13 protein-coding genes are annotated in these 13253 nt (G+C 66.8%); 6 read left to right on the plus strand and 7 right to left on the minus strand.

All coding sequences use genetic code 11. The annotated features are described in order from the left end of the window. Positions 1–19 precede the first annotated feature (19 nt). The 6 genes from ABZ863_RS13325 (at position 20) to ABZ863_RS13350 (ending at position 6257) form a co-directional block, all read left to right on the plus strand. Positions 20–658 carry a GntR family transcriptional regulator gene (locus tag ABZ863_RS13325; RefSeq protein ID WP_358534825.1) on the plus strand — a complete coding sequence of 213 codons (639 nt, stop codon included), beginning with the start codon at positions 20–22 and terminating at the stop codon, positions 656–658. Between the two features lie 563 nt (positions 659–1221). Then, positions 1222–2055, plus strand: coding sequence for an RraA family protein (locus ABZ863_RS13330; RefSeq protein ID WP_358534827.1), 834 nt, complete (start codon positions 1222–1224; stop codon positions 2053–2055). A gap of 32 nt (positions 2056–2087) precedes the next feature. Then, positions 2088–2558 carry a tripartite tricarboxylate transporter TctB family protein gene (locus ABZ863_RS13335; RefSeq protein WP_358534829.1) on the plus strand — a complete coding sequence of 157 codons (471 nt, stop codon included), beginning with the start codon at positions 2088–2090 and terminating at the stop codon, positions 2556–2558. 34 nt (positions 2559–2592) lie between these two features. Next, a complete protein-coding gene (locus ABZ863_RS13340; protein WP_358534831.1) occupies positions 2593–4116 on the plus strand; it encodes a tripartite tricarboxylate transporter permease in 1524 nt (507 codons plus the stop codon). Between the two features lie 26 nt (positions 4117–4142). Continuing rightward, a complete protein-coding gene (locus ABZ863_RS13345; protein WP_358534833.1) occupies positions 4143–5120 on the plus strand; it encodes a tripartite tricarboxylate transporter substrate binding protein in 978 nt (325 codons plus the stop codon). Between the two features lie 213 nt (positions 5121–5333). Next, on the plus strand, positions 5334–6257 hold the full coding sequence (locus ABZ863_RS13350; protein WP_358534835.1) for a LysR family transcriptional regulator: 924 nt from the start codon (positions 5334–5336) through the stop codon (positions 6255–6257). A 1030-nt stretch (positions 6258–7287) separates the two neighbouring features. Here the strand turns inward: ABZ863_RS13350 and ABZ863_RS13355 are convergent. The 7 genes from ABZ863_RS13355 to ABZ863_RS13385 all read right to left on the minus strand — a co-directional run bounded on the left by ABZ863_RS13355 (position 7288) and on the right by ABZ863_RS13385 (position 13148). Then, complete coding sequence (locus tag ABZ863_RS13355) at positions 7288–8325, minus strand: alpha/beta hydrolase (protein ID WP_358534837.1); 1038 nt, start codon at positions 8323–8325, stop codon at positions 7288–7290. A gap of 347 nt (positions 8326–8672) precedes the next feature. After that, on the minus strand, positions 8673–9227 hold the full coding sequence (locus ABZ863_RS13360; RefSeq protein ID WP_358534839.1) for a cyclophilin-like fold protein: 555 nt from the start codon (positions 9225–9227) through the stop codon (positions 8673–8675). Between the two features lie 37 nt (positions 9228–9264). Next, positions 9265–9819: a cyclophilin-like fold protein gene (locus ABZ863_RS13365; RefSeq protein ID WP_358534840.1), complete on the minus strand. Its 555-nt coding sequence runs from the start codon at positions 9817–9819 to the stop codon at positions 9265–9267. Between the two features lie 17 nt (positions 9820–9836). Further along, positions 9837–10604 (minus strand): glucose 1-dehydrogenase, encoded by a 768-nt coding sequence (locus tag ABZ863_RS13370; RefSeq protein WP_358534842.1) that lies wholly within the window; start codon positions 10602–10604, stop codon positions 9837–9839. A gap of 40 nt (positions 10605–10644) precedes the next feature. Continuing rightward, on the minus strand, positions 10645–11379 hold the full coding sequence (locus ABZ863_RS13375) for an SDR family NAD(P)-dependent oxidoreductase (RefSeq protein WP_358534844.1): 735 nt from the start codon (positions 11377–11379) through the stop codon (positions 10645–10647). A gap of 15 nt (positions 11380–11394) precedes the next feature. Continuing rightward, a complete protein-coding gene (locus tag ABZ863_RS13380) occupies positions 11395–12486 on the minus strand; it encodes a PQQ-dependent sugar dehydrogenase (protein ID WP_358534846.1) in 1092 nt (363 codons plus the stop codon). Next, on the minus strand, positions 12483–13148 hold the full coding sequence (locus tag ABZ863_RS13385) for an SDR family NAD(P)-dependent oxidoreductase (RefSeq protein ID WP_358534848.1): 666 nt from the start codon (positions 13146–13148) through the stop codon (positions 12483–12485). The genes ABZ863_RS13380 and ABZ863_RS13385 overlap by 4 nt, the downstream gene beginning before the upstream one ends. Between the last annotated feature and the right edge of the window lie 105 nt (positions 13149–13253).

Raw genomic sequence — 13253 nt, forward strand, 5'->3', positions numbered from 1 at the left:
CCGATGGACGGTTCTTGACATGCCACAGCCGCACCCTCCGCCTACAGGGAAGCGATTGCGCTCCTCTGAACTACATGCCCACCTCCGAGGCGCGATCCTGAACGGCGATCTCCCTCCCGGCGAACGCCTGGTCGAGGTGGTGATCGCAGAGACCTACTCGACCAGCAGAACACCCGCCCGCGAGGCACTCCGCACACTCGAGGCAGACGGCCTCGTCGAACGAACAGGCCGAGGCTACGTCGTCCGCTCGGTATCACACACCGAACTCGAGGACATGTGCGAAGTCCGGGAAGCACTGGCAGGGATGGCAGGCCGCCTGGCCGCTCAGCGCCGCTTGGATCTCGATCTGCGAACGATGACGGAACTAGCCGACGAGATCAGCGTCGCACCTGACGACCAGGATCCCGGCAAGATCGAGAATCTGTGCCGCGAGCTCCACCAGGCCATCGTCAGGTCCTCGAGAAACAGCTACCTGGCCAAGCAACTGCGCCAACTCAACGCCTCTATCGATCGAGGCCAGGCGGCGACCGCCGGCAGTCCCGGCCTGACCTGGCCGACGAGCACATCGCGCTGGTCGAGGCCATCGCGGCCCAGGATCACGAGTGCGCGGAGGGCCTGGCGCGACGACACGCCCGAGAGGTCACGGCAAGGCGACTAGTCGCCTTCCACCGGTACAGCATCAGCGACGAGGCCTAGCGGAGCGGCGCAACGACTGCGCTGCCCGCCACCCGGCTCGGCTCGGCGAACACCGCCTGGCCGGGCCGATCTGTGTCCACGGTTCAGAGCACCGATCTTGCGCTCACCCTGGCGGCGGATTGCAGCACGTGTCCATCGATACACGCGCTGTGACACGGCCGGAGTCGCACAGGCCATCAGTGCGGTCGGCACAGCACCCCGCTCCTTCACAGCAGAGGCGTGCGCGGCGACTGGCACGTCTCCCCTGCTCAGCGCCAGGGGGCACCCGGCTGCCGGACGAGCTGGTGGCCCGCATCAACCTCCGGTTGGCCGCGGTGGCGATGACCGGTTCGCGAGCGATGGGCGTTTCCTCCCTGAACCTATCGCCTCCGCAAATAAACATATTATGAACTTCCGATATTTCTCTCCAGGATCGCCTGATACGGTTCAGGCTGATATGACGGCCGACGATCAAGCACGACATTGTCGCAAATCCGCTCATGGAAGCTTCGACACATTGCGTGGCAATCAAAGGAGATTTGACTGATGGACCTGTTCGAGCGCGCAGAACGTATCAACGAACAGGAAATCGCGAATCGAAAACAGCGGGATATCGAGTACGAAGCTTACCGATCCGAGGGCAGGGTCTGGGGAGCCGTCCCACGGGAATGGATCCGTCGAATCACCTTTCCGCGTGTCGATGCATCGATCATCGAGTCGTTCAAGAAGCTTCCCGACCTGACGTCGTCGATCTCCGACGTCCTCGACTCGTTCGGCGTCCGAGCCAGCGTTTCGGCTTCCCAGCTCTCGCCGCTGCACCAAGGGCAGCGCGTCGTCGGTCAGGCTCTGACGCTGCGTAGCGTCCCCGAGCGGATGACCGCGACGCAGGGCTTCGCCGACCGCGACTTCATCAAGACCAGCCAGCGCGACATCTTCCCGCTCGGCGAGCCCGGCGACGTCATGGTGTCGGAGCATGCCGTCACCGACGTGTCGAGCCTCGGCTACATGGCCACCAGTATGGCCCGCGTCTACGGATTCGCCGGAATGATCGTCGAAGGCTACGTGCGCGACGTCAATCAACTGCGGGATTCCGGGTTCCCGATCTGGTCGCGAGGGGTCACCCCCATCTCGGGGAAGTTCCGGATGGAAGCAATCGAGATCAACGGGCCCATCACAGTGCACGACATCCGGGTCGATCCCGGCGATCTGATCATCGCCGACGATGCCGGCATCTGCGCCATACCGGTCGACCTGGCTGCCCCGGTGCTGCACAAGGTCACCGAGATGTGCGACGTCGAGGGTCGCCTCGAGTCGCTGGTCGAGCAACGGTCGCCGCTGGAAAGCATCCGTTCCATCTTCCGGGAACGGTACTCCAAGTAAGTCTCGTCGTTGACTCGGAAAGGAGTGGGTCCGTGAGGAAGCCGGGCTCCACGGTTGTCGCCAGCGGCGGCATCGTGGTGATGTTCGCCGCACTGCTCGTCGTCGCACTGGGGTATCCGTACATGGTCGAGGCCCGTGGCAGTTCCCGGCCAGGGCCCGGGTTCTTCCCCGTATGGATTCTCGGGATACTCGTCGCGCTCTCGATCGTGAACCTGGTTCAGGAGATTCGAAAGCGCGTCACTGAAACCAGAATCCTGCCGTCCGGACAGTCGCTTCTCAAGCTGGTGAAGGTCTTCGGATCCGTTGTTCTCTTTGTCGCACTGGCACCCTTTGCTGGATTCACCATTGCGTGCGCGCTTTTCCTGTTCTTGATCTACTGTTTCGCCAACGGTTTTGGCTGGCTGCGCAGTGCCGGACTGAGCGTCGGGATTTCGATCGCGCTGTTCGTCCTGTTCCGCACCCTGCTCGGCGTTCAGCTACCAGTGAACGCGCTGGGTTGGTAATCAGCCCGGGAGGGCTTGTTGAAGGAAAGGTTCGATGGAGAATCTGATCCTGTTCTTACAGGGCATGCAAACCGCGTTCGCCCCGATGAACCTGTTGTTCGTCCTCGTGGGCGTGACGATCGGGATGCTCATCGGCGTGCTTCCGGGAATCGGCCCGGTTGCCGGCGCCGCTCTTCTCATCCCGGTGACCTACGGCCTCGATCCGACCGCGGCGATCATCTTGCTCGCCGGCATCTACTACGGATCGATGTACGGCGGCACCATCACCTCGGTTCTGCTCAACATCCCGGGCGACTCCGCGTCGGTGATCACCACGATGGACGGTCACCCACTGGCGAAGCAAGGACGAGCCGGTGTCGCGCTCGGTGTCGCCGCGCTCGGGTCGTTCGTCGGCTCGACTCTCGCGCTGCTGGCGCTGGTCTTCATCGCACCGGCCCTGGCCGGTGTGGCCCTTGACTTCGGGCCACCCGAGTACTTCGCGGCGATGCTGACGGGAATGCTGCTGATCGGCGCCTTGATCGGGAAGTCGCTCGTCAAGGGCCTGATCTCCACCTTCCTCGGCATGGCACTGGCCATGGTCGGGATGGAACCGACCATGGGTGTCGCGCGCTTCAACTTCGGGTTCAGCGAGCTCCTGGGCGGGATCAACTTCGTGCTGATCGCCGTCGGCATCTTCGGGCTGTCTCAGATCTTGCTGAACCTCGACACGAAAGCGATCGTCACCGTCAACGAGCGGATCACCGGAATGCGTCCGCGCCGGGCCGAGCTTCGTGGCACCACGACCGCGACCCTGCGCGGGTCGATCATCGGGGTCGTGCTCGGCGTCATTCCCGCGATCTCGGCCGCAGTCGCGTCGCTGGTGTCGTATGCGACGGAGAAGCGGCTCGCGAAGGACCCGACTCGGTTTGGACGCGGGGCAGTCGAAGGAGTCGCCGGTCCCGAGTCGGCCAACAACGCGGCCGCGGGCGCCTCGATGATCCCGTTGCTCACTCTGGGAATTCCAGGTTCGCCCACCACGGCCATTCTGCTCGGCGCGTTCATGATCCACGGGCTGACGCCCGGGCCGACGCTGTTCACCGACGAACCGGAGTTCGTCTGGGCCGTCATCGCCAGCCTGCTCGCCGGCAACGTGATCCTGCTGATCTTCAACATCAAGCTCATCAACCTGTGGGCGAAGCTGATCCAGCTGCCGTACCCGTTGCTGTATCCGGCCATCCTCGCCATCGCGGTGATCGGCGCCTACAGCATCAACTACTCGATGAGCGATGTCGTGATCACGCTCGTATTCGCCGCGGTCGGTTATGTGATGCGACAGCTCGACTTCCCGGTCGCTCCCATCGCCCTGAGCTTCGTTCTCGGCGGGAACATCGAATGGACGCTTGTCCAGACTCTGGCCATGTCCAACGACGGTCTGCTGATCTTCCTCGGGCGCCCGATCGCGCTCGGAATCCTCATCGCCTGTGTGGCGATCGCTGTGATCGCGATGGCGGTGCGCCTGTACATGCGCTTCGTGCGCGGCAAAGGCAGCGACGCCAACGTGAGCACGCCGGTCGGGTGACCGTGGCACGACGAAGGAGACAACCGATGAGAAAGCTCTGGTCACTGATCGCCGTCTGCGTCCTGCTGACCGGTTGTGCGGTCCCCGGCGACACCGAGGACGCGAACTATCCGAACCGTCCGATCGAGATGATCATCGCCTACGAGGCGGGCGGGGTGACCGACTCGATCGCGCAGGCGTTCAGCAGGGTCATCTCCGACCACATGCCCGGGGACCAACCCGTGGTGGTGCGAAACATCCCCGGCGGCGCCGGTGTGGTCGGCACGACCAAGGCATGGCAAGCCCGGCCCGACGGCTACACCATCTCCATGGTCCCGCCGGGCCCTCTCTCAGTCCAACCGCTCTACGGCAACGCGCCCTACCAGCCTGAGGAGTTCCGAGCGATCATCCGGCTCGCGAGCAACCCGATCGTCTTCGCCGTCCGTTCCGACGCACCCTGGGACACCTTCGAAGAGTGGCTCGAGTGGACAAAGAAGAATCCAGGAGAGTTCTCCTACGCCAGTGGCGCCACCGGTGCCCCGTCCCAACTCGCGCTGGAACAACTAGTGCTGGCCGAAAACCTGCGGACCTCCTACGTCCCCTTCCAGTCCACCGGTGAGGCTTACGCGGCGCTACTCGGCGGGCACGTCGACGGGGTTTCGGTGTCGTCCCAACAGGTCAAGGCAGGCCTCGCGGCCGGAGAGGTCAAGATCCTGGCCAATCTCGGCACCGATCGTGACATCGACTACCTGCACGGGGTCCCCTCGCTGACCGAACTGGGCTACGACATGGCGATTGACGCCTACTTCGGGATCGTCGCCTCCGCCGACATCCCCGACGACCGGGTAACCGTCCTCCACGACGCCTTTCAAGCGACCCTCAACGACCCGGACGTCAACCGCATCCTCAAGAACACCGGGGTACTGCCCGACTACGCACCAGCCACGACGTTTCAACAGCAGATCATGGACGACTTCGCGGTCTACCGCGAGACACTGACGGCGCTGCAACTGATCCATCCTTGAGTATGTGGGCACGCAACCGACCTGCTCCGGCGACTCAGCCACTGTGGCCGTCCTGACACATCGCCGCTCAGCGCTGCCATCTACGCGGTGCTGAGCGGCGATCGAACGCTGCTGACCCAGGAGGCAGAGCCGGTGATCAAGAACGATCTGATCCCGTCCCCGCCCCACCCTGGTGGCCCAGCGTCGGTCGCATCGGTGCGGCAAAATTGGCGAATGCTCCACATCTGGGACCTGCAGTGCCTGGTCGTATTGGCAGACGAGCTCAGCTTCAGCCGAGCAGCGGACCGGTTGAACGTGTCACAGTCGTCGCTGAGCCAGACGGTGAAGCGGCTGGAACGGGCGGTAGGCGGACTCCTGGTCGAGAGAACAACGCGCCGTAGCCGGCTCACCCCAGCCGGCAAGGTACTTGTCGACGGAGCCGAGCGAATGCTCGACGAGTTGGCCCGACTGGAAGAGCGAACCCGCGATGTCATCGCCGGCCGCTCCATCTCGCTCCGGATCGGCGCGGTGAACCCCGCCATGCGGGTTCTGGTGCCGCGCATCTTGGGCGCGATCCAGGCCGAGGTTCCCGACGTCCAGCTCAGCCTTCGCCCTGCGAGCAGCAACAGCCAGCTCCGACTGCTCGTCGACGGCCAGCTGGATGTGGGACTCCTGCGGGCACAGGACGTACCCGCCGGATTCCACTGTGAACCGTTGATCCACGAGCCACTCTATTGCGTACTCCCCCGCTCTCATCCCCTCGCTGACAAGCTACGCGTCGAGTTCTCCGAGCTGGATGGGGAAGACTTCGTCATGGCACCCCGGGTCCGCAACACGCCGTACTTCGACGAGCTCATTCGGAACTTCTCACTCGAAGGCTGTTCGCCGGGCCGCATCATCGAAGCCCACGACATGTGGGCCCAGCTCGCGCTGATCGGCGCCGGGCGCGGAGTGTCGGTGCTGCCCTTCCTCTTCGTCGACCACACCCGCGAAGACATCGTTTTCCTGCCACTCGAGCGCGACCTGAGCCTCCCGCTCGCGCTGGCCTATCCCACGGGATCGTCATCGGCGGCCCTGACAGCTGCACTTCGAGCGGCCCGAGCAGAGTCGGTTCGCCTGCTCGACGAGGAACGCGAACGTCGAGGCGATTCCACCTGAGTCCTCGCATTCCACCAACACCGCGCATAACCGGACAACAGTCGCCTCGCTTCTCTCTCTGCACCGATCCGGCGGTGGAGCGGTCACTCACGAGGCGGCGAAACGACGACTCGACGGCGCCGAAACGCGCCTTCGCAAGCTCCGGGCGGCAATTGAGGCCGGTGTCGACCCGGCCGCACTCGTTGAGGGCATCAACCAGGCGCAGGAACAACGAGCCGCCGCGCGTGCGGAACTCGACGGGGCTCCCGCGCCCAACGAGCTGACAGCCGCCGAGGTCCACGCAAGGATCGACTCTCTCGGCGACGTCAAACGCATCCTGCAACGTGCAGACCCACGCAAGCTGCAAGAGCTGTACGCGGGTCTGGGCTTGGAGATGCTCTACGACCATGAAAGAACGGGCCGTGGATGTGACCATCCAACCGATCCGTAGGGTTAGTGCCGGTGTCCGAGGGGGGACTTGAACCCCCACGAAACCAAGGAATTCGCTGCACCACGGAACTTCTCCGCAGCTGCATGAGATTCGTGTCCTGGCCCGATATCCCCTGGGGCACAGCTTCTGCCGGTGCGCCCACCCACCTGTGAAGTTGTCAGACCAATACTTTAAGCCATCAGCCAACGCCAACGGTATCGCCCATCGTAGACATCGGGAAAGCCTGAGCTCCGTACCCGCATCACCTACCCGTCGGCGTCTCACTCATTCATCGCGTTGATCAGACCCACGAGCCATTCGATGACAGAAGATCTCGGACGGACCCGTCGGCCATCGTGCGGCTCATCCAGCATGGCGTCAAACACGTCCGCAACCCAGCGGTGACGGGGTCGAACCGCCGCGGGACCAGTCAGTGTCAAGCTCCTGGAAGAACTCGGCGATGTGCATGCTCGACCGGCACGGGAAGTACCGCGGTGCACCGGACACGCGATCCGCCCTCCTGCTGCCGACCAGTGCCGACCCATCGGTGCGCGCCGAGCTCGGTCACTTGGTCGGTTATGCGTCTCCATCTAATCGGGACGCGGCCTGCTGTCAGCGGGATCAGAGGTGCTCGCCGAAGAAGTCCGTGAGCTTGTCCCAAGGAATCAGGTCCACCCGATCGTAGAGGTCCACATGCCCGGCCCCTCGGACGATATGGAGCTCCGTCGGCTCAGGCGCTTGTGCGTGGGCATCCTCGCTGTAGTACCTGGAGTGCGCGTTATCCCCTGCAATGAACAGAAGCGGACGCGGAGCAGTCAACTCGATCTGGGCGAGCGGCATGAAGTTCGTGATCGCGCCGAGGCTGGTCAGGCTCATCGCCGTCGAGCGCGGATGAGCACCTCTTGGCGTCGCGTAGTACTCGGCGAACTCGTCGGCAGCCGCCTGCTGCGATGGCTTCAGCGGCACGGCGTCCCCGCCGCCGTATCGCACTTCTCCGCCTTCGAACTCGACCCAGCGCTGCTCAGCGGCCTCGGCGAGGGCCGGCTGGCGCTCGTCGACGGTGTTCACCTCGCTCGGGATCGGCGCATACCCCAGACCGTCGCGGTAGGCCCGCCCCATGTCGTACATGCTGACCGTCGCGATGGCCTTGAGGCGCGGGTCGATCTGGGCGGCGCTGAGGGCGAACCCGCCACTGCCGCAGACCCCGATCACGCCGATCCGATCCCGGGCCACGAGCCGATGCGTGCCCAGGAAGTCCACGGCGGCGCTGAAGTCCTCGACGAACACCTCGGGAGATGCGATGTGCCGCGTCCGGCCACCGCTCTCGCCGTTGTAGGAGGCATCGAACGCCACGGTCACGAAGCCGTGCTCGGCCATGGTCTGCGCATACAGTCCCGACGTCTGCTCCTTGACGCCGCCGAACGGGTGCCCGACGATGAGCGCCGGTGCGCGCCGGTGGCGGAGCCGCTTGGGGACGTACATGTCGGCCACCAGCTTGATCCCGAGCCGGTTGCTGAACGACACCTTCTCGTGGTCGACCTTTTTGCTCCGGGGGAAGGTCTTGTCCCACTCCGCCCCTCCTCGGGGCTTCTCGGCGTGAGCGACCGCGTTGCCTCCGGCGGCGGCAAGCGTTCCGGCGGCGACTGCAGCGCCGGTCATCCTCAGGACCTGACGCCGCTGCACGCCCTGCTTACCGTCTTCTGCTCTCATCGATTCACGCGATTCTTCAGAGGTCATGAATGGCCTTTCTAGATTTCGTGGATCTGGATGGACCGCTCCGCCGTTGACGCGCCCCATATCTGACGGGATGGTGAGATGCAGACGGGATTCTTCGGTTATGGACGTTCCGGGCAACCTCCACGTCCCATTGCCTCGTCGCGGATCCATCGAACCGCGGCGACGGCATGAGCGGGAGTCCCTGCTGATGGGGGCACCGACAGGGCAGCGCAGCCCTGCGGGCAGCGCCAATGCCATCGACCCCGCGCACGGATCCGATCCCCGGTGCGCTACCCGACGACCTCAACCGTCGTCTCCTGGCCTTCGAAGCGCGCGATCTCGGTCTCAGTCGCGTGGTAGGTGCCGAGGTGGATGGTCTGGTCGGAGTACCCGATCCCGTCGGTGTTGTAGTAGAAGCCGATGTTGCCCCAGGGGACGTAGTAGATGAGGTCGCCGTCCTCGGGGTCGGAGCCGGGCGAGCCCTGCCACTCGAGCTCGCGCGGGAGATCCGCGATCTTCTCCCGCCCGTTGAACTCCTCGAGCTCGAGGGTCATCGGCAGCATGGACAGGAAGTCGCGGACCGCGGGGCTGTCCTCGCCGATGGTCACGTCGACGGACGCGTCCCCGGCGGTGAACCGCACCACCGTGCCCTCGACGCTCTCATCCGACGATGACGGCGAAGAGGCGACCGAAGAGCCGGGGACCGCCTCGGCGCTCCGGCTCGGCGACGTGGACTGGCTCGGCGGCGCGGTCGCGGTCTCCCCTGCGTCGGGATCGCCGAGGCAGCCGGCCAGCAGCAGAGCGCCGACCAGTCCCGCCACCAGGGCGAGGGTCGTCTTCTTCATCGGGGCGGGCTCCTTCGTCTCGGATCGGGATCGGGCTTCAGTCGACGATGGCGACGGTGACATCGCCCTCCTCGAGGGCTTCGAGCTGCTCTGAGGAGGCATCGAACACGCCCAGGTGGACGATGTCGGCCGAGGGCGTGCCGCGCTCGCCCGAGTAGAAGAACGCGATGTTGCCCCAGGGGACGTAGATGGCCAGGTCGCCGGTCCCGGCGCTCGACGGCGGCGAGCCGGCGGTCCGGATGTCTCGCAGCGGGTAGGCGATCTTCTCGTTCCCGGCGAAGTCCTCGAAGGAGAGCGTCAGCGGCAGCATCGTCAGCAGGTCGCGGACGGCGGGGTTGTCCTCGTCGATGGTCACGTCGATCATTCCGCCGGATGCGGCGGTGAAGCGTATGACCGTGCCGATGATGACGGTGTCCATGGAGGCCCCCTCGGTCGGGGTCGGGTCGCTCGTCGGTGCGGGGGCGGAGTCGGCGTCGCGGACGCCGACGGCGGATTTGCTGGTCTCGGGCCCCTCCCCGTCGGGCGCACCGCAGGCGGCGAAGACGAGCGCGAGGGCGATCCCCGCGCCGACGGCGTGCCTGGCCTGTCGCATCGAGAAGACCCTTCGCGTCACTGCGCGGTGTAGCCGGCGTCGACGGGGAGAGCAGCGCCGGTGACGTAGCTGGCGGCGTCGCTGCACAGCCACAGCACCGCGGCGGCGATCTCCTCGGGACGGCCGAGCCGTCCCAGCGGCACACCAGCCGCAGCGGCCTCCGGGTCGAGTTCGCCACCGGCGGTCATCCGCTCGACCATCGGGGTGCTGATGGTCCCGGGGCACACGGCGTTCACCCGCACCCCGTGCCGGCCGTACTGCAGGGCGACGCTCTTGGTCTGCCCGATCACGCCGTGCTTGGTCGCGTGATAGGTGGCGCGCCCGTCGCCTCCGACCAGCCCGCCGAGCGACGAGCAGTTCACGATCGCGCCGGACTGCTGCTTGCGCATCTGGACGAGCTCGTGCTTCATCGACGCCCACACGCCGCGGAGGTTGACAGCGACGATCTTGTCGAAGGCCTCGGCGGTCTCGTCGGCGGAGTCCGCCGGGGGCAGCATGATGCCGGCGTTGTTGAACGCCATGTCGAGGCTGCCGAACTCCTCGACCGTGCGGGCCACGGCGCGCTCGACCTGCGCCTCGTCGGTGACGTCGCAGGGCACGGCCAGGGCCTTCAGCCCCTGGCCGGTGAGCTCGTCGGCGAGCCGTTGGGCGGCGTCGCCGTCGCGGTCGACGACGGCGACGTTCGCGCCGGCCTCGGCGAAGGCGCGGACGGTGGCCGCTCCCATGCCGGCGCTGCCGCCGGTGACGAACGCGGTCTTGCCTGTGAAGTCGTAGGTGACGGTCATGGTGGAGGTGCTCCTCTGTTGGGTGGCCAGGGTCAGGGGGTCAGCGGCGCAGCAGGTCGATGCCGCTATGGCGGTGGACGGCGGCGAGCAGCTCGTCCTGGAATCCCTCGTCGTGCACCGCGGGGTGGGGCTCCTCGGTCCGCCGGTGGTGCCAGTAGCGCCCGGAGACGAGGACCTCGGGATCGTCGACGGTGGCGAGCCAGGCCTGGGTGACATGGCCGAGAGCGAGGTCGTCACTGGCGCTGGGTCCGCCCATCTTCGTGGGCACCCAGCCGGGGTCGACCGCGTGCGCGAGCACGCTCGGCCAGCGCCGCGCGACAGCGGCCATGAGGGCCGTGACGAAGAGCTTGCTGTCGGAGTAGGACGCCGTCTTCCGCGTGCCAGACCAGTCGGCGTGCGAGAGGTCGGCGCGCCCGCCGCGGTGCATACTGCTGCTGAGGTAGATCAGCCGCGACGCCGGGATGCGTGCGGTCAGCACGTAGGGCGCGACGACGTTGACCGGCAGGAGCGAGGAGCCGTCGATGATCCCGGCGTTGTGGATGACCGCGTCGAACGGGCCGAGCCGGTTCGCCTGCTCCGCGATGCCGTGCACCTCGTCGCGATGCGCGAGGTCTCCGACGACGCTCAGCGCGCCACGGGAGGTCAAGTCGCCCACGGCGGCGAGCCGCTGAGGCGTGCGGGCGTGGACGACGACGTGATGGCCGTCGTCGAGCAGCGACGTGGCGGCGGCCCGGCCGACGCCGTCAGTCGACCCAGTGATCAGGATGCGCGACACGGCTGCTCCTCTCGGCTACGCCGTGGGGTCGAGCCACAGAACGCGGTCGTCGCCGGGGCCGGGGTCGCCGCGGCCGTCGGTGTTGTTGGTCAGCACCCACAGCGCGCTGTCCGGGGCGACGGCGACGTCGCGCAGGCGTCCCTGCTCGCCAACCAGGTGCTCGGTCGACGCGGTCGGGTCGTCCAGCGGGACCTCGTTGAGCCGCTCGCCGCGCAGGTTCGCGATCCAGATGCTGCCGGCCGCGATGGCCATCCCGCTGGGACTGGCGTCGGCCGGGGCCCACTGCTGGACGGGGTCGGTGTACCGGTCGTCCTCGGCGATGCCCTCGACCGCTGGCCAGCCGTAATTGCCGCCGGGCTCGATGACGTTCAGCTCGTCCCAGGTGTCCTGGCCGAACTCGCTGGCGTACATCGTCCTGTCCTCGCCCCAGGCGATGCCCTGCGGGTTGCGGTGCCCGTAGCTGTAGACCGGCGATCCGTCGAAGGGGTTGTCGGCAGGCACTCCGCCGTCGGGAGTCAGGCGCAGGATCTTGCCCGACAGTGAGCCGCGGTCCTGTGCCGCCTGTCGGTCCCCGGCGTCCCCAACGGTGACGTACAGCATGCCGTCGGGTCCGAACGCGATCCGCCCGCCGTTGTGGTAGCTCGCCGACGGCAGCCCCTCCAGGATCGTCTCCGCCGGGCCGAGGCCGAGCGAGCCGCGCTCGCCCGTGAGCTCGTACCGCTGGACGCGGTTCTCGTCGCCGGCGGTGAAGTACGCGTACAGGTGGTCGTTGTGGACGGCGATGCCGAGCAGGCCGCCTTCGCCCATCGGCGTGGCCCCGTCGATCGCGCCGACCTCCCGCGGGGTCCCGTCGTCGGCGAGCTCGAGGATCCGGCCGGAGTCGCGCTCGCTCAGCAGCGCGGTCTCGCCGTCGAAGGCGATCGACCAGGGCGCTTCCAGGCCGGAGGCGATGGTCGTGACGTTCACGCTGGAGCCCGCCGTCTCCCCGGGCTGCGTCGAAGAAGCTCGGTCCAAAGTGGTCGTGCAGCCGGCCAGAACCGCCACGGCTATGAGGGGCACGAACAGCACCGCCGTGCGGCCGCGCCCGACGAGGGACAGCTTGCTCATGCAGCCTCTTCGCCGACGGTGGTGCGGAATCGGCCGCGCTCCGTGTGGATCGTCCAGAGTCTCTCGGCCAGCGCGTCGGGCGCGTAGAGCGGATCGCCGCCGCCGATCGCGCCGGGGATGATCAGCTGCCCGACGTGGATGCCTTCCGGCGCGAGCGCGTCGTGGAGCATCCGCCCGTAGGCCGACTCCCCGGCGAATGCGGTCGACGTGCCCGCGACGTTCCCGTTCGGGGCGGCGGCGCTCGACCCGTTGACCAGTAGGACCGTGCCCCGGCCCAGCTCGCGCAGACCGGGCAGCACCGTAGTGACGGCCGTCGCCGCTCCGAGGATGGAGAACTCCGCGGCGGCCGCGAGCTCGTCGACGGTGGTCTCCAGCACGCCCCGCAGGAAGTCCTTCCGCGGGACCGGGCTGTACTGCAGCACCTCGATCGCCCCGAGCTCGGCGGCTGCCTTCTCGAGCGCGGCGGCCAGCGCAACCCGGTCCTGCACGTCGGCGGCGCACCCGCGGGCAGCGATGCCCTCCTCAGCCAACTCGGCCGCGAGCCGGTCGACGTTAGCCTGGGTACGGGAGATCAGCGCGACGGAGAACCCCTCGCGGCCAAAGCGGCGGGCGGCGGCTTGGCCGAGACCGGCCCCGGCTCCGACGATGGCGACTGTGGTCATGCTGGTCCTTCCGATGGGGATTCCCGGGCCTCTGGACTGCGGAGACCCGATTCAGCGATCGCTTCCGCGCCAGCGACGAAGTCGCATCGGCGGGAGATCGAGACC

The sequence above is a fragment of the Saccharomonospora sp. NPDC046836 genome (genome assembly GCF_040645195.1).
Lineage (GTDB): Bacteria > Actinomycetota > Actinomycetes > Mycobacteriales > Pseudonocardiaceae > Prauserella_A.